The following is a 23006-nucleotide window of genomic DNA, read 5'->3' on the forward strand; positions in this document are numbered from 1 at the left end:
TTAGCCCTCCTCGTCCTCGCTGTCGTCATTCTCGTCCAGGGCACTGACATCGCCCTGCGCGGCAGCCCGCCGATGGTTTTCTTCGAGGAGCCGGTCCAGGATGTCCACGCGGGCCGTCGGGCTCACCGTCCAGCGCTGCATCTGGCGGTAGGTGTGGAAGCCGTGGTCCAGCGGGACGTCGTCCCACCCGTAGGCCGCCATGACGGCGTGGTCGAGTTCAACGTGGATCTGGCGGAGCCGGGCGACGTCGGGGTCGGCGGAATCCGCGATGTCGGGGTCGTTGACGAGGTTGTAGAGCTTGGTCAGTCCGAGGTGGCGGCGGATCATGATCTCGCGCCGCTCAGTGTCGAGAGTGAGGCCAGCCGTGGTGAGATCATTCGCGTTCCGCGGTAGGGGAAAGGTACCGAAGACGTCTGAGGGCGTGTATCGAGGGTCATTCCGCAGGCCTGACCCGTACTTGATCGCCCAGGTCTGGTGCAGCGCAGAGGACAGCAATGCTTGATCGGCGTAGGAATCTGTGGCAAACACCCCAAGAGCGTGACTAAACACGGTTCCCGTAGGCACGCGCATGGGCATCACAGTCTTACTGACGAGCGTAATTGCCAAAACCTCATTCAAGTTTGCGATCGCCTTCCGCAACGATGGCAACCTTTCACCGAACTGCCACCAATACTCCCTGTACACCTTTCGATTATTTTTCGCTCGTTCTGGCTTCACTCGCTCCAGAACTCGCTCGTAGGGCAGTCTGTACGAATGCGCCTGCGACTGCGTCCGATCGTTGAAGTCGATGACATATCGCGAAGCGGAACCGTCAGGTCGAGAGTTGAGATCTTCGCCATTAAGGTAAGGAAAGAGGACCTCCCTGTTACGCTCATCGACATCGATCCAGGCCACTGCTTCTTCGGGCTCCAGAACAAAGCCCATCCCCAGAACGTAGCAGCCGATAAAGGCGACTCCAGCGTTCTCAACCAACCGCACAGGAACACTGTGCACTCGGCCCCCTGGTTCCAAGAGCGTAGAAATCCACTCCGCCTCGGTCTCGTCGGCGAGTCGGGGGACCCCCACCGCCACGCGTTTTCGAGTCCCCCATACCGCCGCATACTCGAGATTCGCACTTACGGCGGGCCATGGTCGGCTTTGGATTGCCCGGGTGATCGTGAATTCTTGCGCAGCCAGTCGATCGAGGCCGACCTTCCGAGTGGCACCCTGGGCAACCGTATTCGTTGCAATAAGCCCGAGCCCACCTCGTGACGACAATATCTCATACGCGCGAAGGAAGAAATACGCAACAAGATCAGCACTACCCTTCGCGCCACCCGCAAGCACATTGACGAACCAGTCGCGAACGTTAGTTCCCAGAGGCCCGCTGAGCTTCTTTCCCCCCAGAAACGGCGGGTTCCCGACCACCGCGTCGAACCCACCCCGCTCCATCACATCCGGAACCGCCAGAATCCAATGGAGGGGCTTCCACCGCTCGTAATCCGTCACCGCTGTCGGCGTGAGCCCGGCCGCTAGGATTCCATCGAGCATCGCTCGATCCGGTTCCGCACCCGCCGCGGGGTAAGCCGCCTCAATCGCAATCCGCAGGTTCTCGTACGCCGCCTTCAGCTGCCTCCCCGGCTTGCCGCCCCATCGGAGACCAGCCGCGATCACTCCGTCAGCGATGTCCGCCGCTTGCGCTGTCAGCTCCTGGTACCGGCGCCACAGCCGACGCTTCGACGCTGCCGAGCGCTGGGGGTCGTTGTCGTCCACCTCCGTCGCGAGTTGACGACGCAGGCGGCTGGCGCGGTCAAGGACATCGTCGATGTCCACGGAGAAGACGCTGAGCTGGTTGCCAGCCGAGTCAGGGTCGATGTGCAGACGGCGCAGCTGCTCCGCGTCTGTCAGGCCCAGCAGCGCGTTGCCGTGCAGCACCTTGTCGTCGACGAAAGAGAACGGGAGCTTCGGGTCGAGCGACACGAGCCACAGCGACAGTTTGCACATCTCCACGGCCATGCCGTTGATGTCCGCCCCGTACAGGCAGCTTGCGACGACCATCCTTATGGCGTGGACGTGCAGGTCATGCGGGGTCCGCCCGTGCGCCACGCCCTCCCGCTGCCACGCCTCGACCAACCGGTCCGCCAAGAACCGGGCCGCAGCCACAAGAAACGCGCCCGAGCCGCAGGCGATGTCGGCGATGCGGAGGTCGAGGATCTGGTCGGAGTCGATCGGCTGCCAGGCTTCCTGGTCCGCGGTCTGGTGGGGGCCGGGCGAGTAGACGAGGGGCATCAGCGCGTACTGCACGACCTCCTCGGCCAGCGAGCGTGGCGTGTAGTGCGCGCCCGCAGAGGCGCGGGACGGGGTTTCCACGAGCAGGACGCCGCCGGGTTCGACCACGAGGGGGCGGTTGCGCAGGTCGCGGCGGATGATGCCGATGAACGGGCGCAGCCGGTCGCGGAGTACGGGGTCGTCGGTGACGTCGCGGAGGGCGGTCTCGGTGTCGCCGAGGGTGTCGCCGGCCTTCAACGCCTTGGTGAGGGCGGCTTTGCTCGGCGGCTTCGCGGCTGGCTGGTCCTGCTTGACCCAGGCGAGGATCGCGTCGGCAAGCGCAGCGTCCGTGTGCTTGGCGGCGGCGAGTTCCTCGAGAGCCGCGAGCGGGATCTCGGGCTCCGACCCGGCGCTTCCGATGAGGCCGACGATGCCCTCTTCCACGGGTTCGCAGGAGTAGCCGAGCAGGCCCTCGTAGATGTAGCCGATCTGCTCGACGTCGATGTCGCGGAAAGAGATCCGCCGGGCGCCGCCGGTCAGGTGGGCGATCTGGACGGCGCGCAGGACTTCGAGCATGACGCGGTCGCTCACCGTGATGGCGAGGGTGTCCTGGGAGTTGCAGGTGGTGAGGAAGGGGTAGCGGGCCGGGTCGAAGAGGGAGCCGCCGTATTCGGGCAGCCGCAGGTCTTCGAAGGTCGCGCCCCGGTAGAGGGCTTGGGAGGTGGCGAGGAGGCGGTGCCAGGTCAGGAAGGTGGCGTCGAGGGACTGCTCGCCTTCCTCCTTCTCACGGGCGTCGAGCAGGTCGAGTTCGTCGCTGATGCCGTAGCCCATGGCGAAGAGCCGGCCCTGCGGCAGGAGCCCGCGCTCCTCGGCGAAGAGCAGGAAGACGACGCGCATCATGACCGTGACGGCGGCTTCGTAGACGTCCCCACGCTTGTCCGGCAACGGGTCGGGCTCACCGCGGCGGCGGGCTTCCAAGGCGCCTTCGGACAGGGCCTGGACGATGAGTTCGACGGCGCGGCGGACTTGGGTACCGAGGGCTTCGGTGATCTTCTCGGCGGCGGTGACGGACTCGCCGAAGAGTTCGGTCAGCCGGTCCTCGGGCTTGCCGCCGACCAGGCGGCGGCGCTGGAGGAGTTCGATGAAGGCGTTGCGGGTGGCTGGCTCCTCGATCCAGGTCTGGGCGTCGACGATGCCGGAGGCGACCATGGTCTTCGCGCGGGCGCTGACGATCGCCCACCAGCGGCCGTCGGTGACGACGCCGATCGGGACGCCGGAGGCACGGAGCAACTCCTCCATGCGGTCGATGTAGCTGGCCGACCAACCGTCGGTGAGGGGGTCGCGCAGCGAGTCCGTCGGGTCCGCGACGAGGACGAGGGCTGCTGCGGCGTCCGCGTGGACGAGGGCTCCGTCGGCACGGACGGTGACGGTGTAATCGGGTGAGCGGACCTCGGCGGCGGCCGGGGCGTGGGCGGTGTATTCGGCGCCCCAGCGCAGGCCTTGGCGCAGGACGAGGTCCACCCAGGTGCCGCGGGCACCACGGTAGAGGTCGAGTGCGGCTGGGTCGTCGCGGTTCTCGTCCCAGTTCTCCCACGCCTTCTCGAAGGCGGGCTTGGCGTCCTTGATGGCGTCCAGGGCTCGGGCGTCGGGCTGCGGGATGCCCTGCCGGTAGACGCGCTCCAGTGCGGGGACCGCAAGGAACGGGCCGTCGGCGTCCACGAGTTCGAGCCAGGCTCGGTGCAGGTCGGCAGTGCTCGGGGGGCGCTTGCGGCTCATGCGGTGACCGCTCCGTTCTCGGCGTCTTCGGGGGTCAGTGCGAACACGACCGCGGCGGCGGACACGTACGGCTTGATGTCGCTGTAGCGCTCCTGGATCGAGGCGACTTCGCGCTGCTCCTCGTCGTCCAGGCTGTCGAGGCGTTCGTACATGCGTTGCAGATCGCGGCGGCGCTGCTTCTGCTGGTCGTCGGTGAACAGCAGCTCGTCCTCCGCCTGGATGGCCCGCTCCAGGCGGTCGCGGGACTCGCACAGGTTGATCCGGAAGGCCTCGAAGATCTCCCGGGCGCGCTGGATGTCGGCGTCCCGGCGGTGGGCGAGGGCTTCGGTGACTTTCTCCTGCCTGCTGGCGCTCTTGCGATCCATCGCCGTCAGCAGGCGGGTGCGCAACCGGCCACCGTCGTCGTTCCACTGGGCGGCGAGCCTGGCCCGTACCGGCTCGTCGGTCAGGACCAGGTCCTCGGAGTCGAGCGTCTCGTCGAGCACCTGCTCGACCTTCGACTCCGCGAGTGCCTGGCCGCGCAGGCGCACACCGGTGAGGAAGACCTCCTCGTGCAGGCGCAGCCCGCCCCGGCCGACCAGGACGAGCCGTGAAACGGCGGCGACGCAGGACTCGGGCAGGCCGGGGGTGACGACGGCGGTGACCCGGTGCACCGGGGAGTCCGCGCTAAAGAGCGCGGAGCGCAGGGTGCGGGTAGCGCGCTGCATGAGGGCGTGCCCGAGGTGGATGTGGACGAGGTCGGTGCGGTGCTGCGCGGCTTGGTCGTCGAACGTGATGGGCCGCGGAACCCCCGGCTCCAGCCGGGTGTCGAGGCCGCGTAGGGACGGCTGCCAGGAACGGCCGAGGTTGGGGATCTCGAAGACCTGCGCGTCGGTGCGGTCGTCACCGATTTCGACCAAAGGCGGTTGGGCAGTCAGGGTGAGCGCGGTGTCCAGGACCCGTCGGGCGTTGGCCGGGGTGAGGTGCATGGCCGCTTTGCTGTCCTGGTACGTCTCGGAGAGCCGGGTGAGCTTGCGGTTGAGCTCCATGCCGCCGGCCAGCACGCGGGTGATCACTTCGTTGCCGTCGTCCGGTGCGGTCAGCCGGGCTTTGCGGGTCTTGCGGAGGGGGGCGAAGTGCTCTTGCACCTCGGCGTCGATGACCTGGTTGACCTTGCCGAGGTCCGCGGTGGCGTTGCCGACCTTGGTGGCGATGATGCCCATGAACTTCATGTCCGCCTCGTACGTCGTGGAGGACGAGACGGGCATGAAGTGGTAGATCTGGGGGTTCTCCGGCTGGCCGTAGCGGTCGATACGGCCGATGCGCTGCTCCAGGCGGGACGGGTTGAAGGGGATGTCGAAGTTGACCAGCCGGTGGCAGTGGGCCTGGAGGTCGATGCCTTCTCCGGCGGAGTCGGTGGCGAGCAGTACGCGCACCGGGTGCTTGTCGGGGCTCTCGGTGAACCGGGCGCGGATCCGCTCCCGTTCGTCGGTCGGTGTGGAGCCCTGGATGACCTCCAGCACGTCGTCGTAGCCCCGCTGGCGGAGGATGCGCTCTATCCATTCGAGAGTGGCCGCGTATTCGGTGAAGACGACGACGCGTTCGTGGTTCCACGTGCCGTCGGGCCGGCAGACCGCGTTGAGGTAGGTCAGGAGTTCCGTCAGCCGGGAGTCGGGTTTGTGCTCGTACCCGCGCCCCCATGCGATGAGTTCGGCGATCTCGTCCGTGGTGGCGGTCGCCAGCGGGTCGGAGCCCTTGGAGTGCCGCAGTGCGGTGAACTCGGGGTGCTCGGCCGCGCCCTCCTCCTCGTCGGACTGGCCGCTGCCCAGGACCTCGGTGTAATAATCGTCCTCGTCGTCCATCCGGAGCTGACGGTCACTGGCCGCCGCGTCCTCGTACAGCTCGAGAGTGCGGGCGAACGACCACGGGCTGGACAAAAAACGCTTCTTCAGCAGCATCGCGACGATGTCGCCGCCTACTCCCTTGCCGTTAGCGCGGGCGCTGTCGGCCAGCAGCCGCTCCAACTGCGCGAACTGCTCCTGCTCCTTCGTGGACGGGGTGAAGGGGAGGGTCCGGAGCCTTCTGGGCTTGAACCCCTTGTCCGGGAGGTCGGTCTTCAGCCAGCGCACCATCACGTCCCGCAGCGCCTGCTCGTCGATGCTCGCGCCGCGGGTGAAGCGGCGGCCGTCGATCATTTCGAGGAGGGCCGTGAACGACTCCGAGTAGCCGTTGTGCGGGGTGGCGCTCAGGAACAGCCGGTGCTCGCAGGCCTCCGCCAGCTTCATGGTGGCCGTGGTCCGCTTGCTGTCCACCGCGTAGCCGCGCTGGCCAGGCGCGGTCGTCGGGCTGGCCGGCGCCACGTGGTGGGCCTCATCGACCACAAGTACGTCGAACGCGTACCGCCTGGCTGTGGTCGAGCTGCGGACGTCCGCGAGCACGTCGCGGAGCAGGCGCTGGGCCCGTAGCGACGGTAGCCACGCCATGCTCACGATCACACGCGGGAAGAGGCGGAAGGGGTTGGCGTTCAGCCCGTGGCTGCGGCGGACCTTCGCCATCAGCTCGCTGTTGACGATGACGAAGTCGAGGCCGAACTTCTCCCGCATCTCATCCTGCCACTTCAGGGACAGGCTCGGCGGACAGACGATCACCACGGACCTCGCCCGGTGCCGCAGCAGGAGCTCCTGCACGACAAGGCCGGCCTCGATAGTCTTGCCGAGGCCCACGTCGTCCGCGAGCAGCAGGTTCGTACGCGAGGACTCCAGGGCGCGGCTGAGGGGCACCAGCTGATACGACTCGACGTTGGCGCCGCTGCGGAACGGGGCCTGGTACGAGTCCGCGTCCGCCGAGGTCACCGCGCCCCAGCGGACGGCGTCCACGAAGGCCGCGAGGGTGTTGGGGTCGTCGAACGCCTCTACGCGCACGGTCTCGGGCAGGCCCTGGTTGGGCGCGACGGTGTGCCCGACCTCCAGCTCCCAGACGACCGTGAGCTCCTGCCCGAGCCGGTCCTCGTCGAGCGACTGCAGGCTGACGGCGTGCGTCAGCCCCGGAGACCCCTCGTCGGCGGGGCTTCGCGGCAGTCCCTGGCGCTGGACGTCGGACACGGCCCACGTGGAGCCCCGCACCTTGACGACCTGCCCCGGCTCCGGCAGGGGCGGGAGGGCCCTCGGTGCGCCCTCGGGGGTGCCGGTCGCCGTTCCCTGCGCATCATCCGTCGCGGTCGCCACCTGGGCAAACTCCTTCACCAGCGCAGTCATTGCCAGAGCGTGATCTCCTCGGCGCACCAGCTTCCATCGGGGCCGCGGACCACCGAGCTCTCAGTATCTCCGACCCGGACGCGCCCGGGAGTCATTCGGCACTGGCCGCCAATACCGCGCCAGGCAGCGCGGCCTTGATGCCGGGTGCGGCCGCCGCAACCTTCCGGAGATCCTCGCCGCTCAGGTAGCGGTAGCTCTGCGGGGGGTGGAACGCGCCAGCAGTCCGGAGCGCGGCCAATGGCACCGGGGAGTCGAAGGCAATCGGCTCTTCGAGGCACAGGCCGCTGGCCCTGGTCGCTCCGCTCATGTACTCGTCGTACTCGCGCCGGCTGATCCCGGCGCTCGTACGACTGGCCGACCACACCTCGCCCGGGGAAGCCACCTGCACGGAGGTGATCCGCGCCATGCCCACGATGGCCATCGTGGGCGCTGTCGCGTAGAGGAGTACCGGGGTTCCCGGAAGAGCAGCGACACGTTGCCGACGTACCTCGACCGTCTTGGTCCCGGCCAGGATCGCCGTGGCGAACCGCGGGTGGACGGACAGCAGCATCGCGCGCTCCGGATCACTCACGTCTTTCGGTGCCCCTCTTCGTACACAGCCTGGAACAGCGCACTGCTGATCTTCGACAGCGTGATCAGCGACAACGGTAGCCCCAGCCCCTTGGCGAGCGCGGCCAAACGCGCATGCGTCACCGGTGCCGGAAAGATCTCCGTGTCCGAGAACCTCAACGCCATGACACTGCCGGTCGGTTCGGACTGATTACGCACTTCCGAAAGACCATATACGCCCAAGTGTTCGAATCGCGAGAAGAGGGCCTCGGGATCGCCAACGACCACGTCATCGAGCCGTGAACAGCCGATCGCCATCTTGCCCTGCTCCCCCGCGCTCCCCTCGCTGACATACCAAAGGATCCGAGCGGGGACCGACTCACCGCGGCGGCCGGCGGACCGGTAGTAGACGTGCTCACGGCTGATCCCGAGCACGTCCGCTCGCGGCAGGAGCATCGCGGGCACGTTGAAGAGCTCCGCGGAATAGCGGGGCTTCACCGGCGCGATGAAGGACGGCAGGGCCGTGTCGGTGAGCTTCGCGGGCCACCACACCCGCTCTGCCACACTCACGATCTCGGGCGAGGTCTTGGCATCCAGACCTGATGTTGTACGCCCAGCTCGTGCGGCGATCCGTCCTGCCTCCTCGGAGACCGCTTCGGCCGGCCCGCACATGTCGACGACGAGCGCCGTGAAGCCGTTCCCGCCTTCGACGAATCCGTCCGCGCCCGCTGCTGACTTGGCAGCCGGCGAGAGGTGAGAATCGGCGATACAGACCGCTTGCGCGCCCCGGTCCCGCGCCAGCCGCTTGAGCATGAAGAGCAGCTGCCGGGCAAGCGTCTCCTCCAGCGGGTGTGCGGCCGTCCGGAGGAAGGAGACGTTCAACCTGCGCCCGTCCATGGCCCAGGCGTACAGAGCCACCGGGTGTCCGCTGCCGTCCCGCAGCAACTCCCTGCGCCACAGCACCCCGTCGGAACCGAGGCCCGCCAACCGCGCGGCGAAGCCGGTCCCGCTGTCGCCGTCGGCTTGCTGGAAGAAGGCGACCAGCTCTCCCTCGCGTCCGGGGATGACCTCCTCAACCGAGAACGCGGTGCCAAGGAGGTCCGCCGGACGGTAGACCTGGGCTTGACGGAGTTCGTCAACATGCTGTGTAACCAGCGCCGGGGAAACGACTCGGACACGCGCGACGTCCCAGACAAGGTCGGCCAGTCGCTCCAGTTCGGGATCACGCGTGGCCAGGACTTGCAGGCCGGCGCCCGCCGTCTCGGCCACGTACCGCAGCCGGCCGCGCATGTCGTCGTCGATCGTCACATCCGCCATGCGCTTGCCCAACGCCGCAATCAGCTCCTGCTGGCGCGCGGACACGGAAGCCTTCTCCGGCGAGGCCGAGCGGAGCCGGGACATGCCGGCTCGCTGGTGGGTCCGCTCCGCCCGGTCCTCGATCTCCCGTACGTCGAGGAGGAGCTGCGGCGTGTGGGCAAGTTCGATCAGGTCCGCGAGCCAGCCGGCCTCCAGGGCCCGCGACTCCTCGACGTTCTGCTCGTCTCCCGCCCCCTGAAGCCCGGAGAAGACGCTGTGATCGACCGCCACGACCAGTAACGCATCGCTCTGCACCTCGGTGAACAGGTCGTCGTGACCGAGATCGAGCCACCACGTATCAAGAGTCTCCTTGTCGCCGCCGCGCCCGAACCCCTCGCCCTTCGGGACGAAGCCGAGGCTGCTCCACATAGGGCCCAAGTCGTAGTTCCGTCGGCATCTCACCCGGATGCCCAACCGGTGTGATTGCCGGCGTCGCAGCTCTGCGATCAGAAGTGCCGCGATCCCCTTACCCCGACGTTCCTCCGCCACGCAGAGGTGAGCGAGACGCACGTGCTGGTTGCGTTTGGGCAGCCCGAAGAGCGTGTACCCGACGACCTCGGCCCCCTCCAGCGCCACGAGCAGCCCGCCGTCATCGGCGTACTTGCGGTATGCGGGGGGCGTGAGTAAACCCAACCGCTTCTTGTGGCGGTCGCCAAGTGCGATGGCTGCAGCGAGTAGTTTCGGCTGCTCCCCTGTCACTGGCAGCACGTTGATCGCCATGTGCCCCTCCGAACTCGACATAGTTCGACAGATCCCGCCCTGGGCGCATACTGCCCAACCTGCGCTACACCCGGCCACCGCTTGATCACATCTGACCTATTTAGATCGAATGACGACCAAGTCACACCAGCGCAGTTGCCCTACAATCCCCACGTCCCGGATTGCGGCTACGGTTAGCGCGTCGTTCGTAAAGGGGGGAACTGCCGGGGCTCAACTCGCAGCACGCACCGACTTCTCGGTTCCCGGCACGGACGAGCTCGAGTGCCGGGAGGTGCTCAACGCGTGGCTCCGCGTTTTGCCCGTGCCCGCGAGTCTGCCGCTGCCCTGCGCACGCTGGAGCCCGCGGTCGATTGAGCGTGCACGCGCGTCTCTCCCCACGGGTGTGTCGATCGACTTCTATGCTGCCACTGAGAGCGCGTCGTCGCGGCCAGTGTCCAGGACCGCGACGGCCGGAAGCGGCCACTACTGTGGACCCGCCTGGACCATCCCACCGTGCTCAAGGTCTGGGCGGACCGGGCTTCGCTGGCCGCCCCGTCCAGTGGGCCGCCGACGCCCTGCGCCGCAAGGTAGGCATCGTCCGCAAACAGCCCGGACAACGCTGCTTCCAGGTCCAGCCCAAGCGCTGGGCAGTCGAGCGGACCTTCGCCTGGATCTCCATGTGACGAGGCCTCGCCAGCGACTACGAACGCAAACCGCCCACGCAGAGACCATGATCCACTGGGCCATGACCGACGTGATACTCCGCCGACTCACCCGCGGAGGACCCGCCACACGACCTGGCCCCAAACCCCTACGCCGAGTCTTCTGAGCGATCTCAAAGGCGCTCCTCTATCGACTCGGGTCCGAGCTCCGAGAGGCTGTCTGTTACCTCGGATGGCGACAGATCGGCGGGAGCCGTGAGGACTTCAGAAGTCTCTCCAGCTCCGGGACACCTTCCAGTTGAACGGCTGGACCTGATGCGCCTGGCAGGAGTCGGCGCAAGGCGCGGGTTGCAATGTCAGTAAGGGCAGTCCCGATGTCGCCCCCCACGTCGATGGACATCGTGCCGACAAGGTTGACCTCGCGATCGTCCCACTCGTCAATGCGTTCCGTGAGGAAGTCCACCGCCACCGACTGCCGGCGGGCAAGAAGAAGCATTTCACAGGCGTGCACGGCGTCACGGAGATCGAAGCGCAGGCGGGCCATGATGCGTGAGGGTCCGGGCCCGGGCTCCTGGCAGGTGACGAAAAGCTCGTCAGCGCCGTAGCTCTCGGCGGTGATGCCCAGCTGCATGCCGCCGCAGGCAAGCAATTCCTGCGCCCCCCGTTGTTCACGTTCGTCGTGAAGGGCAATCGACCACCATGGGAGTGGACCCCAGGTGCCATGCGTCGTCGTGTGCTCGGGGAAGGATGTGAAGGTCTGGTACCGCTCCAGCAGATGCTGCTGGAAGGTGAAGAGGCAGCCGTCTTGGAAGTGTTCGTCCCGGCTGCGCTCGCGAAGCAACTCGTACTCGATGGCGCTCATGCCCTCCACTGCCAGGGCGATGTACTCCAGCTGGTCCTGGATGATCTTGGCAGCCCGCTCTAGAACACTCCGAAACTCATCGCCAGAAGGTGCCCGATCGAGGAGACGAGCGAGGGCACGCTGCGCAGCCTGGCAACGGGCGAGATCTCCGCCTAGGCTCACCAAGTGGCGAGCGTTAAGGATGTTCCAGGGGCGGGTGGACATCCAGCGGTCCCAGGCGCGGTCGCCGCCACCGTGCTGACCGAGCACCATGGCTCCGGCATTGCCGACACGGAAGTCCGGCTCGCCCTTCAGTCTCTTCCAAAGGTCCGGGTACGCCTCCAGCGGAGATGACGGCAATGCCGAGAGCGCGCTGTGGACACGTGAGTCCGTGCTGTCCCACAACTCCCTGAGTTCACGCTCCACACGCGTCCGGGGCACTGTACGACCTCGTTGGGCAGCCCAGTACTCGATGAGGAGCATGTCCGTGCTCTCTGGATTCCAGGCAAGCAGTCCCAGACCCTCGAGAACCACAATGGTGCTAGCAAGCCCGTCGCGCTCGAACCCGAACTTGATTCTGGCGATGAGCTCGTTCAGTTCATCACGGTTGGGGCCGGGCACTGTGAAAAGCGGACTTGCAGCAAGCGCCTCCCGGATATCTGCGGTTCTTTCGCCCCGAGCAAGGCGGACGGCGATACGCGCGATGAGAATAGAGCCAATAAGCTTGGTATCACCAAAGTCCGTCCGGAGTCGTCCATTGCCGAGCGCCACAATATCCCTTGCGTGCCAGAGTAGCCCGTCTTGGATCGCGCGGAACCACTCCTCTCGAAGTTCTGCGAGCGTTGACATTTTCGTTGGCCGCTGCCACTTGTTCCGGAACAGCGCGATAGTGTGTCCCTGGCCATCGGTCCGTTGTTGGGGCAGCGGCATGCTCTGCGAGGCCAACCGCCGCCTGAGGTGACCGTAGAGCGTATTCATGTCGAGTGGGTCGTCCGCGTCGGGGACCCCGTCACTGATGGCTTTCACGAGTTCACTTGTGAAAGCGGTAAAGGACGCGCCGACAGGAGCCACAGCAGACTGCGTCGCCGATGTGGCGGTCATAACATATGCGCCCTCGATGGCGGTCTGATCCGCGAGTTCGTTTGGAGTACCCATGTACCCCTCCATTGCAGCACCGCTGTAGCAACAGTCGAGGATTACGACCTTCTTAGGCGCCACACTCTCCAGCACTTCGGTGCGGAGATAACTGAACGCCACTGATTCGTAGAGCTTCCTGCCTCGCTCGGAATTCCCTAGGGCAAGATGAAGATAGCCATCGGGCGAAAGCATGCCATGGCCAGCGAAGTACACCACCAGCGTGTCCGTCGCCTTGCTCGCTGCCTGGTGAACGGCGTTGAGTAGGGCCCTAGTGTCAGCAGGGTTGCGTACTATCACGCACTGTCCGGTAGAGAGGCCCCCAACATGCGGGGCCGTGAACAGTTCAGCCAGCTTGGCGAGGTTGTTGCGGACCGCTGGCAAGTCCGGGAAGTGCTGATACTTGTCTGCCCCTATCAGCACCACCTGAGTTCCGTCAGGGTTGGGCAGCCCCATCACTGATTCCCTGAACCAGACGGCGCAGACGGCGGTTCCGCACGATCGTCCTCTACATCTCCGTCGTGAACGTCGGGCGCCAACAGCCCTACGACTCGGCGCAAGCTGTCGTCCGACCCATCGTGCACGGTCACTGTCATGCCGTCGCGTTCGAAGGTCACGGCCCCTGGTGGCGAAGGGCGCGCTGATTGCCAGGCACCCACGATGTTCACCAACAGCCCGGCGGCGGCAATACCGTCACTGACTAGCATGTTGATGATCTCGCCGGCGCTCATGCGGCCAGAGCCTTCGGAGGGTCGAGCCAGTTCGACCTCCACATGACGCCGGAGTTCGCGATCCCGTCTGAGCCAGTAGTACAGATCAAGTGCCGCTGCGTCGTCGCCCTGCGCATCGACCGTGATCTGAATCTCCACGAAGCCTCCCCCTGGTCACCTGCGCTGTCTACGTTCAAGCAGGAGCGGGTACGGGTCCCCCCACTCCTACCCGGCTCTCAGCCCAGACAGAAGAGTACGTCTCAACTGCCGCACGGACAGTGAGTGCCTCGACTACCACAGTGCTGTCTACGCGACGTCAGCAGCGTTGGCCGCATTGGCGAGCTGACGGCAGTCGAGGCAGCTCTCGTGGCTCGATGGTGTGGGCTGTCGAACTACTCGTCGCGGTCGGACTCCGTGGACACGGCCATAGCCGGATCCGAGCGCCGGCTACCTCTCCGTTGGGAGCCATATGGGAGCCGATCCGCTCCCCGAGACCCCGCGACACCACCCCAGACCCACCCAGCCCAACGCCCTGACCAGCAACAACGCCAACCGCCCAGCCAGCGACCTCGGTTCGACGGCATTCGGGACGAAGAGGCCGTGGGTTCAAATCCCGCCACCCCGACTCCAAAGCAGCAGGTCAGGGCCCTGATCCTTCCGAGGATCGGGGCCCTGAGCCGTCCCTGGGGGTCCCTTGGAGGCCGTTCGGGGAGCCGAGTACGGAGTCCCGGCTCCCGGGGCGGGGCCCGGGCTGCGGTAGCACCGTCGCCTCCACGGATTCGTTCGTCGGGTGGGGCGGGGGGAAGCATGCACTGTGTTCGCTCACAGATTCGTTGCCGGCCCACGGGAAGCACGGGCCGAGCCCGGTCAGCGGGACCAGCGGCTCGCGGCACCGGGGAGCGCGAGGCGTTCCGAGCCGCTATTGGATTGGCCGGCGAAGCGTCGGAAGCGTCGGCCGCTCCGCTCGGGTCAACCGTCCATCGTCACCAGGATCTTCCCCGTCGTGTGCTCACGCACGAACGCCACGCACGCGTGCGCCGCGTCCGTCAGCCGGAAGCGGCGGCCGATCGTGGCCTTGAGGGTGCCGGCGACCGCGTCGGCCGCCACCTCCGGCATGCCGCCGTAGTGGCCGTCCATGTCCAGCACCATGCTGCCCGTCACGTCCGAGCGGCCCAGCGCGTCGGCGTCCGGCGGCGGGGGCGTGATCGTCAGCAACCTGCCGCCGGGCCGCAACGTGGAGGCGAGGCCGCGGAGTTCGGTGCCGGGCAGGTACAAGTTCAGGATGGCGTCGACTCCTCCGGGGTGCCGCCGCAACGTCTCCGCGGTGACGTCGTCGGTGCGGTAGTCGACCACTTCGGCCGCGCCCAACTGCCGTACGAGGGTGGCGTCGGCCGCCGTCGCCGTGGCGGTCACCCGCGTTCCCGCGGCGGCCAGCAGCGGCAGCACGGTGGTTCCCACCCCACCCGTGGCCCCGACCACCAGAACCGTCTCGTCCGCGCCGAACGCCCCGGCCGCGACCAGCGCGCGGGCCGTCGTTCCGACGATGGGCAGCGCCGCCGCCTGGTCGACCGGCAGCGCGGCCGGGCGGTGGGCGACGAACGGCGTGTCGGCCTCGACGACCACGTACTCCGCGAGCGATCCCGTCCCCAGCGACGGTCGCGCCGCACCCGCCATGGGGCGCAGCACCCGGGGCAGCGCGAAACCGAAGACCTCGTCCCCGGCGGTGTAGCCGGACACGTCCGGGCCGACGTCGGTCACCGTGCCGGCGAAGTCGTTGCCGGGCACGTGCGGGAAGCCCACCTCGACCATGGCACGGTAGTCGCCGCCGGGAAGCACCAGGTCGGCGGCGTTCAGCGCAGCCGCCGCCACCTTGATCCGCACCTGCCCGGGTCCGGGCCGCGGGACCGGTACCTCGGTCACCACGTAGGTCTCGGGGGGTCCGTAGCCCGGGGCCACGAGGGCCCGCATCGTTCGCGTCATGTCGCATCCTCCCGAAGCACCCACGGGAACCCGACCGCACGGTCAGGTTATTCTGGGAATGGACGGTACGATAATGCGACCGAGCGGTCAACTTACGGCCGCAGGACGCCGAGCGGTGAGGCCCGCGCCGCGAGGAGTCGTCGGGTACCGGTCCGAGGAACATGCCGAGCCGATACCGACGCCGAGGAGCGAGCGAACCGCATGACCCCGCCTGAAAGTCCACGCCCGCGGCGTTCCCTGCGGGCCGACGCGGCACGTAACCGCGAACTGCTGCTCGCCGCCGCCACCGCGGAGTTCACCGAACGCGGCGTCGACGCCTCCATCGCGGACATCGCCCGCCGCGCGGGAGTGGGAAAGGGGACGGTCTTCAACCACTTCCCCAGCAAGGACCATCTGCTCACCGCGATCGTGGTGGCCCGCCTCGACCAGCTCACCGGGTCCGCCGAGGCGCTCCTCACCGGGGCCGATCCCGGCGCGGCACTGCTGGACTTCCTGACCCTGGGTGCGGAGCAACAGCAACAGCTCGACCTCTCCGCCATGTTCGCCGGCGGCACGGCGGACATCCAGGACCCGGCGGGGGTCGATCAGGCACGCGAGCGGATGGTCCGCGCCGTCGACGCCTTGGTCGCCCGAGCGCGCGCGCAGGGGGCCGTACGGCCCGACATCACCGGAGCCGACGTCGTCCTGCTGATGTGCGCACCCGCATACGCGGCCGGCCCCCTCAGCCAGGCGTACCCGGACCTCTGGCGCCGCTACCTGATGGTGGTCTTCGACGGCCTGCGCCCCGAGGGCGCCCACCCCCTCCCGCACCCACCGCCCCCGTTGCAGCCTTAGGCCAAGGCCGCACCGAGCCCGGCACTCACGCCGCCGGCCGGCCCCCGCAGATGTGCGACGGTTACCCCGACGGCTACCCGTTCGTATGGGCGACGACGGCTTCGAACCTGTCGCGCTTGAGGTAGAGGTCCCAGCAGGCGTCGGCGAGGTCGGCCGGGTCGAGGGGCTCCGGCAGAGTGCTCGGGTCCCAGTGCTCGGCGACGTACCTGGCCGAGTCGCTCCCGCCGACCATTCACGCGACCTGGAGCAGGCCCGCGTAGACCCCGGTGCCGGCCAGATCGGCGTGGAGGTTGCGCAGGTAGGCCCGCGCGGCCGACGCCGCCACGGCCACGTTGCCGATCTGGGTGGCGGGGGTGCTCGCGGTGACCGGCAGTCCGAACAGCACCGCTCCGCGGCCGCTTTCGATCATGCCCGGCAGGATGTGGCGGACCAGGGCCACCGGGGTGCGGAGCAGCCCCCGGGTTGTGGCGCCGCCATCTCGGGCTCCTCCTGGACGGCTTCCGCAGCGCAGCCGCACACCCGCTCCCGGAGCCACCGCTCGCGGCCGGACAGGCGCACCAGGCCATGGCCGCGGACTGATCCCCACCGGCACCGACCGGGCTCGCTCACCGGGAGCCCGCCCGGGTGCCCACCGGGACCGCACCGGGAGTTCACCGGGAGACCACCCGCAGCCCACCGGGAGCCCAGCGGCAGTGCGGCCGGTGCCGGCGGAAAATTCTCGGCGCCTGGAACCGCAGGTCCGGATACTTGTCGTATGGAAGCGATCGAAGCAGCACGAGCCGTAGTCGAAGAACTCCATGCCGACGCAAGAGCCGCGTTCTTGGGCGGCAGCGTCGTGACGGAGCGCCGGACCGTGAAGTCCGACCTCGACCTCGTGGTGTTCCTGCACGGCGCCCCCGCCCCGTACCGGTCGAGCTTCCGGCGCCATGGCTGGCCGGTGGAGATGTTCGTGCACACCGAGGAGACCTGGCACGCCTTCGTCGACCGGGAAGTGCCGCAGCGCCGGTCACCGCTGCTCTTCATGTGCGCCGACGGGCTGCTGCTCTTCGACGCGGACGGAATCGGCGAGCGCATCGCCACCGCGTCCCGGAAACTGGCCGCGGCCGGACCTCCGCCCGTGACCACCCGGGAGATCGAGGACCGCCGCTACGCGATCACCGACCTCCTCGACGACCTCGACGGGTCCACCGACCCCGGCGAACGGCTCTTCATCTGCTCCGAGTTGGCAGTCCGCACCGCCGAACTCGCCCTGGCTGTCAACGGTTCCTGGGACGCAGGCGGCAAGTGGCTCGCCCGCCTCCTCGACACCGCGGCACCAGGGCTCAACACCCAGCTCCACAACGGAGTCCGGCTGGCACTCGAAGGGCAGGCAGAGAACCTCGTCGGCGTGGTGGACCAGGTGCTGGAGCAGGCCGGCGGCCGGCTGTGGGCCGGCTACCGGCGCAGCGGCACGCCGTAAGCCGGCACAGCGCGCCACACACAAGCCGCTTCACTTCGAACCGCGGCAACCGGGCTGCCGAATACGGACGCAGCCGAAGTCCGGCCGACGAGGATCGGTGATGCCGGCGCTCCCCGCCGTTCCGTGACACCGTTCCGTGACACCGGAGCCGTTGCGGCATCGCCTCCTGATGCGCGGGGCGTTCGACGCGTATCGTCCGGACGTGGACACCGCTGGTACACCCCGCGTCCTCGTCATCGGGCTTGATCCGTATCGGGTGCCCGGGCCGTGGAATCCCGAGCCGGCCGCCAGGGCGGTCGAGGCGGGGCTGGCCAAGTTCGCCGAACACGGCGTGGGCGTGGCGAGTTGCATGATCGGCCTTGACGGAAGTGACGACGTCGACGTGGTCGTCGCGAATGCGCTGCGAGCCCATCCGTGGGAGTGCGTCACCGTCGGCGGTGGCCTGCGGCACTCGGACGACCAGGTCGAGCTCCTGGAGCGGATCATCAACCTGGTTCGGCGGCACGCCCCCGACGCGGCCATCGCGTTCAACAGCAGCCCGGACACGACCTACGAGGCCGCGGCCCGTTGGATCGGCTGACGGCAGCGGGCTGGGCGGCTTGAGCGTCACCCCCTGATCCGTCGTCGGGGCGACGGGGTGCGTTCGGCGCCCGCCACCGCTGCTGGGGAACGGGGAGTTGAGGTCCTCGGCCGGTCCGCCACCCCCCTGCTCCGGTGTCGGGGCCCGATGGAGGGGAGAACGGTCAGTGGGTTCTTCCCGGGAACCTGGACCCGGGTTGCGGTGCACCGCGCGTCAGGAGCGCGCTTGCGCGAAGGCGGTTGGCGCGAAAGTGAAGGCCGCGTACGTGCGTCCGCCGACCTCGAAGTGGGCGGCTTCCGTCATTCCGTAGTGCCGGTGCACCGCCAGGGAGCGCTCGTTGGTCATCTCGACGAACGCGACAGCGAGGTCGAAGTCGTCCTTCAGGGCGCGGCTGAGCGCCGTGAGCAGTTGCGTCAGCACACCTCGCCCTTGGAAGCGTGCGTCGACCGCGACGGGGCCGTAAAGGAAGAGCCTGCCCAGGTCACGCCCGTCCGCCGCCTTCGTGACTGCCGTGACGGCTGCCGCGGCCGGGTGCTGCGGGGGCAGTCCGCCCGGCTCGCTCGTGATCGCGAACCCGGCGAGCTCCCCGCCCGCGTCGGCGACGAAAATGCCCGGGCCGTCCTGGAAACGGGCGAGGAGGTCCTCCGTCAACTGGCCCTGCACGAAGCCCCGACGCGCCCGTTCCTCATCGCTGAGCCCTACTCCCCGGGCCTCGTCCATCAGGGCCAGGATCGAAGCGTGATCTTCGGGGCGGGACCTGCGCACGTTGATCGCCATACCGGAGACCCTACGCAGAGGACGGAGTGCCGAAGGGCCCGCCGCCTGTCCTCAACCGCCTTCGGCTACTACCGCAGGCTGGCTACGGCAGTTGATCCTTTCGGCGCCCCACCCGACGCCGTGAACGAGCGGCCCGTACCGCCGCCCGCGGCCGACTCCCGGTCCGTGCAGCCCTCGACGGCAACCGACCAGCCCCGCCGTCCGCCACAAGAGCCTGACCTCACCTCTCCACGGGCCCTGAATCCGCCATGAAACCGTCCTCGGCAGCGACTCAGATCGATAGCGGTGCATGCAGATGAGAACCTGAAATCAGAGGTCCCGGGTTCGCGGCAAAGGGGTCCTACGCGCCCTCGGCCGGGGACCAGAAGCGTTGTGACCGCGGCCGGCGGTCCTTGTGCGGGCCGGAGCGCGGAAGGTGCGCACGCGCGCATCCATGAGCACACCAAACCACCCCTGAACTGGCATTTTCCCGCAACTCACCTAGCCTGGTGACTCGGTTGGAAACGGTCGGAGGGGGACCTCGTGAGTGAGGACACCAACAGCTACGACGCGACGCACATCACGGTGCTGCACGGGTGGGAGGCCATTCGGAAGCGGCCCGGGATGTACGTCGGCTCGACCAGCGAACGCGGCCTGCACAACACAGTGTTCGAGGTCGTGGGCCGGGCGGTGAACGAGGTGCTGGCCGGCCGCGCCGGTTCCGTCGACGTCACCCTCATGACGGACAGCGGCGTAAGGGTCGCCGACGACGGGCCGGGGGTTCCCGTCGAGGCAGCCGGGCACACCGATGGCCCCGGCCTCGAAGCCCTGCTGACGCGCATGCCCACCGAATGGAGGCCGGTCGGCCGCAACACCGCTGCCTTGGGCCCGACAGTCCTCGGTCTCTGCATCCCCAACGCCCTGTCGAGCCGCCTGACGGCCGAAGTGCGGCGGGAGGGGACCGGCTGGGTCCAGAAGTACACGCACGGCGTTCCCGTTGCCCCGCCCACTGCCGTGGGACCGGCGGCGGACGGCGGGACCACCCTCACCTTCTGGCCCGACCCCGACATCTTCGAGACCGCCGAGTGCTCGTTCGCGGTGCTGGCGGAACGCTTCAGGGAACTGGCCTTCCTGAACCGGCGCCTGGTCATCTCGCTGACCGACGCGCGCCACCTGGGCGAGCCCCGGTCGGTACGGTTCCAATCCCCGGGCGGGGCACAGGACTTCGTCGCCTTCCTCGACACGCCGGAGGAATCACCGGTCCACCCGGACGTCATCGGCTTCGAGTGGGAGGACCAGCGGATGGAAGGGACCGCGGAGGTGGCCCTACGGTGGTGCACCTCCCGCGAAGAGCGGGTCCACGGCTTCGTCAACAGCCTTCCCACCCGCGAGGGCGGCACGCACGTGCTCGGCTCCCGCGACGGGGTGGCGAACGCGGTCAACGCCTACGCGCGCGAGCGGCGACTGCTGCCGGCAGCACACACCGACCTCCGTACCGAGCAGATCTGCGAGGGCCTGACGGCGATCGTGTCGCTGAAGCTGGACCAGCCCTTCTTCGAAGGCGCCACGCGGGGCACTCTGGGGAATCCCACGGTGCGTCCCTGCGTCGCGGAAGCCGTTCAGGAGCATCTCGGCGACTGGCTGGAGAGCCACCCGGAGCAGGCCGCAGCCGTCGTCGACCGGATCGTCCCGGGCACCCCCGGGAGTTGACCCGCAGCAGACCACCTCACCGAGCCCAGGGAACGGGGCGGGCCCGCAGTCGGTGAATCTCGGCAGTCGGCGGCTGGAAGGCAACGTCGACCGAGTCATGACGTTCACGAGGGTGGGCCCACATCGATCAGTCGTCGGCCGCGACGAGGAGAGTCAGCAACTGCCGCTCATCGTCGATGGCGATGAACTCGTGGAAGTCGATGTGCACTCCACCCCAGTCATGGAAGCACGTGCTGCCGAGGTCGCGGAGGCGGTAGAGCCGGCCGGCCGAGTTCACCACGGTGAACAGCGCCGCACCGAGTGCGTCGCGCAGCGAGTCCGGGAGCTCGCCGTGCTGACGCGCCCAGCGCCGCAGCGTCTGCGTGGCGACGGTGCAACTGACGGGCTGGTACCCGTCAGGGCTGACCGAGCAAAGCCAGTAGGGACCGTGACGGGTGCCGTCCGGGTCGACGCCGCCGCCCGCGTAGTCGTCGCGGAACTGCTCGTGGGCGATGACGGCTGCCAGCAGTTCCGCGTCCTGGCTGCCGCGCTGAAAGCGGAAGGACTTCAGGTCGACCCACCGAAAGCCGTGGGTGCTGCCTTCCGGGAACACGTGGTCCCGGAAGTTCACGAACGTCAGGCCCACGAGATCCAGCTCGGTCACGGAAGCACGCTATCCCGGGGGCGTTGACGAAGACCTGGGGATCGCGTGCTCAGCCCGGGATACTGGCGCGATGACCATCGACCCGACTTCCAAGGCACCAGAAGGCTGGTGGGATGAGCCTTGGTATCGGGTCCGTACGGAAAGGTTCGTGGCGTCCTTCCTGCCCAACGCCGGCGAGGACTTGGCCGCCGTCTGCAACGTCGATGTCGAAGTTCGGCTGATGGACGGGTCGCGGTGGAGCGCGACCGTGTTCACCCTCGCCGAGGTGCAGCGCCTGATGGAGAGGTGGGCCGAGACCGGCGAGGAGGCGGGTGGCCGCTACTTCTGGTGCTCGGACGGGCTCATCGTCCGCGAGTCGGGCATCGACAACATGACGCGGGCGATCAGCGGTGTACTCGACGAAGGCGACTTCGAGCAGATCCTCCAGCGGCTCGAGGACGATGAGTAGCTGTCCCGGGGCTGCCCCGATGAACCCGCCAGGCTCTCTGGCAGCTTCATAGCCCAAGCGCCCTACGGACGTCGGTAAGTCGCTCGTCCCTGATGCCGGCGGACGCCTCGCCCAAGGCGACCGCGCGGGTCTTGAAGCCATCCCCGCGGTGGAAGACCGCCGCCCCATGCAGCCCGTCGGTCACCGCGACGACGTCCTCGCGGCGCAGCCGGTACGTGGCCAGCGGATTGACGATCACCACCGTCCCGCCGCGGAGTTCCACCCGTGGCCGAAGCAGAACCAGCCCCCAGACCGAGGAGACCGCCGCGACAAGAACCGTCGCCACAGCGGCCTGCACGACATTCCCCTCGGTCCGATCAAGCCCCCACGCCAGCCAGGCACCCAGCACGGACAGCACCGCGAGTGTCCAGAACACCCCGGCCCAGAGCAGCAACCGAGGATGCACTCGCCACACCATCGTGTCCCCACCACGCTCGCGCATGGAGTCATTGTCCGGGCTCTCCGACCCGCGGGAGTCCTTGCCGCGGCTCAGCCCGCAAGGCTGAAGAAGGCCACTTCACGGCGGCTGATCGCGTCGGTCCCCGGCCCGCGACACGCTACGGATCTCCTGGCACGGAAGGCCGAGCCCGTTCCTGGCACCGTTCACCGGCGCGACTGATTGGCCTTCTCCGACGCGTCACGGCACGCGCGGGACCTGGAGCAGCGTCGCCCACGCGTGCCGATTGAGGCAGGGGTCAGAGGGAATCCGCGCCCTCCCCGGTCACGTGACGGCGGTTGGCCTGCGCGACCCTGTGCGCGAACCACTCCAGCACCGCGCACAGTTCATCGCTGTGCTCGGCGAAGACCTCCAGCGGGAAGGACGGGCGCAGGTCCAGCTTGGCTTCGGCCAGGCCGATGCCGTCGATGGCGTTGAGGCGGTCGAGCAGCTCGCACCGCAGGGGTTCGTCGTCGAAGGGCGGGCGGCGCTTCAGGTACTGGAAGACGACCTCGACCGTGCCGGACACCGGGTAGATCCCCAACGGCCACGTCGTACGGATACCGGGAGTGCCGGCGAGCCGGGCCGTGGGGAAGCAACTCGTCTCGCTCGCACGGCCGTAGGCGACGTGACCGCCCTGTCGCTCCCAGAAGAGCAGCGCGTGCAGGACTCCGTCGGCGGTCTGCGCGGTCTGGTTGTCGCGGAGTTGCGTTTCGAACCGGGCCGACTCCGACTGCCGCCCGGCGTCGTCCTCGGGAGTAAGTCGCTGGTCACTCCGGTTGCACGGATTGCTCCTGGTCCTCCAGGGACGGCAGGCGGCGGACTTGCGCGCCTAGGGCAGCGGTTGGGCAGCATGCGCACCGGTGAAGGTCGAGCTGCTCCCAGCCGTACCGAAAACCTGCTCGGGGCAGCGC

At 68.1% G+C, this 23006-nt stretch carries 17 protein-coding genes and 1 pseudogene; 5 read left to right on the top strand and 13 right to left on the bottom strand.

The features are described 5' to 3' along the window. From OG370_RS19080 to OG370_RS19110, 7 genes and pseudogenes are all read right to left on the bottom strand, one after another. A complete protein-coding gene (locus OG370_RS19080; protein ID WP_328465868.1) occupies positions 1-4023 on the bottom strand; it encodes an Eco57I restriction-modification methylase domain-containing protein in 4023 nt (1340 codons plus the stop codon). Continuing rightward, on the bottom strand, positions 4020-7256 hold the full coding sequence (drmD, locus tag OG370_RS19085) for a DISARM system SNF2-like helicase DrmD (protein ID WP_328465870.1): 3237 nt from the start codon (positions 7254-7256) through the stop codon (positions 4020-4022). The genes OG370_RS19080 and drmD overlap by 4 nt, the downstream gene beginning before the upstream one ends. Positions 7257-7347: 91 nt before the next feature. Further along, positions 7348-7827, bottom strand: a complete 480-nt coding sequence (locus OG370_RS19090) for an ASCH domain-containing protein (protein WP_328465872.1) — start codon at positions 7825-7827, stop codon at positions 7348-7350. Beyond that, on the bottom strand, positions 7824-9881 hold the full coding sequence (locus OG370_RS19095; RefSeq protein WP_328465874.1) for a GNAT family N-acetyltransferase: 2058 nt from the start codon (positions 9879-9881) through the stop codon (positions 7824-7826). Before OG370_RS19095 ends, OG370_RS19090 begins: the two co-directional genes overlap by 4 nt. Positions 9882-10745: 864 nt before the next feature. After that, positions 10746-13148, bottom strand: a complete 2403-nt coding sequence (locus tag OG370_RS19100; RefSeq protein WP_328474224.1) for a caspase family protein — start codon at positions 13146-13148, stop codon at positions 10746-10748. Next, positions 13055-13366 (bottom strand): annotated as a pseudogene (locus OG370_RS19105) (effector-associated constant component EACC1); the annotation flags it as partial. The pseudogene OG370_RS19105 and the gene OG370_RS19100, both read right to left, overlap by 94 nt. 810 nt (positions 13367-14176) lie before the next feature. After that, a complete protein-coding gene (locus OG370_RS19110) occupies positions 14177-15187 on the bottom strand; it encodes an NADP-dependent oxidoreductase (protein WP_328465876.1) in 1011 nt (336 codons plus the stop codon). Between the two features lie 201 nt (positions 15188-15388). On the opposite strand from OG370_RS19110, the gene OG370_RS19115 reads away from it, so the two are divergent. Then, a complete protein-coding gene (locus tag OG370_RS19115; protein WP_328465878.1) occupies positions 15389-16021 on the top strand; it encodes a TetR/AcrR family transcriptional regulator in 633 nt (210 codons plus the stop codon). 73 nt (positions 16022-16094) lie between these two features. On the opposite strand, the gene OG370_RS19120 is transcribed toward OG370_RS19115, so the two are convergent. Continuing rightward, entirely contained in the window at positions 16095-16253 is a 159-nt protein-coding gene (locus OG370_RS19120) for a hypothetical protein (RefSeq protein WP_328465880.1), read from the bottom strand. Then, complete coding sequence (locus OG370_RS19125) at positions 16254-16430, bottom strand: hypothetical protein (RefSeq protein ID WP_328465882.1); 177 nt, start codon at positions 16428-16430, stop codon at positions 16254-16256. Between the two features lie 345 nt (positions 16431-16775). Here OG370_RS19125 and OG370_RS19130 point away from each other — a divergent pair, with 345 nt between their 5' ends. Together OG370_RS19130 and OG370_RS19135 are read left to right on the top strand one after the other, a co-directional pair. Beyond that, on the top strand, positions 16776-17480 hold the full coding sequence (locus OG370_RS19130) for a nucleotidyltransferase domain-containing protein (RefSeq protein WP_328465884.1): 705 nt from the start codon (positions 16776-16778) through the stop codon (positions 17478-17480). A 202-nt stretch (positions 17481-17682) separates the two neighbouring features. Next, positions 17683-18060, top strand: a complete 378-nt coding sequence (locus tag OG370_RS19135; protein WP_328465886.1) for a hypothetical protein — start codon at positions 17683-17685, stop codon at positions 18058-18060. Positions 18061-18273: 213 nt separating this feature from the next. Here the strand turns inward: OG370_RS19135 and OG370_RS19140 are convergent, their stop codons facing one another. Further along, a complete protein-coding gene (locus OG370_RS19140) occupies positions 18274-18837 on the bottom strand; it encodes a GNAT family N-acetyltransferase (protein WP_328465888.1) in 564 nt (187 codons plus the stop codon). Positions 18838-19359: 522 nt separating this feature from the next. On the opposite strand from OG370_RS19140, the gene OG370_RS19145 reads away from it, so the two are divergent. Continuing rightward, positions 19360-20526, top strand: coding sequence for a DNA gyrase subunit B (locus tag OG370_RS19145; RefSeq protein ID WP_328465890.1), 1167 nt, complete (start codon positions 19360-19362; stop codon positions 20524-20526). A 127-nt stretch (positions 20527-20653) separates the two neighbouring features. On the opposite strand, the gene OG370_RS19150 is transcribed toward OG370_RS19145, so the two are convergent. Next, positions 20654-21169 (bottom strand): hypothetical protein, encoded by a 516-nt coding sequence (locus OG370_RS19150; RefSeq protein WP_328465892.1) that lies wholly within the window; start codon positions 21167-21169, stop codon positions 20654-20656. A gap of 70 nt (positions 21170-21239) precedes the next feature. Between OG370_RS19150 and OG370_RS19155 the strand changes: the two genes are divergently transcribed. Then, positions 21240-21617 (top strand): hypothetical protein, encoded by a 378-nt coding sequence (locus OG370_RS19155; RefSeq protein ID WP_328465894.1) that lies wholly within the window; start codon positions 21240-21242, stop codon positions 21615-21617. A gap of 46 nt (positions 21618-21663) precedes the next feature. Here OG370_RS19155 and OG370_RS19160 read toward each other — a convergent pair whose 3' ends face one another. Together OG370_RS19160 and OG370_RS19165 are read right to left on the bottom strand one after the other, a co-directional pair. Further along, positions 21664-22098, bottom strand: a complete 435-nt coding sequence (locus OG370_RS19160) for a hypothetical protein (RefSeq protein WP_328465896.1) — start codon at positions 22096-22098, stop codon at positions 21664-21666. Between the two features lie 253 nt (positions 22099-22351). Continuing rightward, complete coding sequence (locus OG370_RS19165) at positions 22352-22636, bottom strand: hypothetical protein (protein WP_328465898.1); 285 nt, start codon at positions 22634-22636, stop codon at positions 22352-22354. Between the last annotated feature and the right edge of the window lie 370 nt (positions 22637-23006).

Origin of the sequence: Streptomyces sp. NBC_00448 (genome assembly GCF_036014115.1) — a bacterium.
Classification (GTDB): domain Bacteria; phylum Actinomycetota; class Actinomycetes; order Streptomycetales; family Streptomycetaceae; genus Actinacidiphila.

Excerpts from the sequence above, each read along its gene's own strand:
- OG370_RS19080 (WP_328465868.1), bottom strand. The coding sequence starts at position 4,023 with ATGAGCCGCAAGCGCCCCCCGAGCACTGCCGACCTGCACCGAGCCTGG.
- drmD (WP_328465870.1), bottom strand. The coding sequence starts at position 7,256 with ATGACTGCGCTGGTGAAGGAGTTTGCCCAGGTGGCGACCGCGACGGAT.
- OG370_RS19095 (WP_328465874.1), bottom strand. The coding sequence starts at position 9,881 with ATGGCGATCAACGTGCTGCCAGTGACAGGGGAGCAGCCGAAACTACTC.
- OG370_RS19110 (WP_328465876.1), bottom strand. The coding sequence starts at position 15,187 with ATGACGCGAACGATGCGGGCCCTCGTGGCCCCGGGCTACGGACCCCCC.
- OG370_RS19115 (WP_328465878.1), top strand. The coding sequence starts at position 15,389 with ATGACCCCGCCTGAAAGTCCACGCCCGCGGCGTTCCCTGCGGGCCGAC.
- OG370_RS19120 (WP_328465880.1), bottom strand. The coding sequence starts at position 16,253 with ATGGTCGGCGGGAGCGACTCGGCCAGGTACGTCGCCGAGCACTGGGAC.
- OG370_RS19125 (WP_328465882.1), bottom strand. The coding sequence starts at position 16,430 with ATGATCGAAAGCGGCCGCGGAGCGGTGCTGTTCGGACTGCCGGTCACC.
- OG370_RS19130 (WP_328465884.1), top strand. The coding sequence starts at position 16,776 with ATGGAAGCGATCGAAGCAGCACGAGCCGTAGTCGAAGAACTCCATGCC.
- OG370_RS19140 (WP_328465888.1), bottom strand. The coding sequence starts at position 18,837 with ATGGCGATCAACGTGCGCAGGTCCCGCCCCGAAGATCACGCTTCGATC.
- OG370_RS19155 (WP_328465894.1), top strand. The coding sequence starts at position 21,240 with ATGACCATCGACCCGACTTCCAAGGCACCAGAAGGCTGGTGGGATGAG.
- OG370_RS19160 (WP_328465896.1), bottom strand. The coding sequence starts at position 22,098 with ATGCGCGAGCGTGGTGGGGACACGATGGTGTGGCGAGTGCATCCTCGG.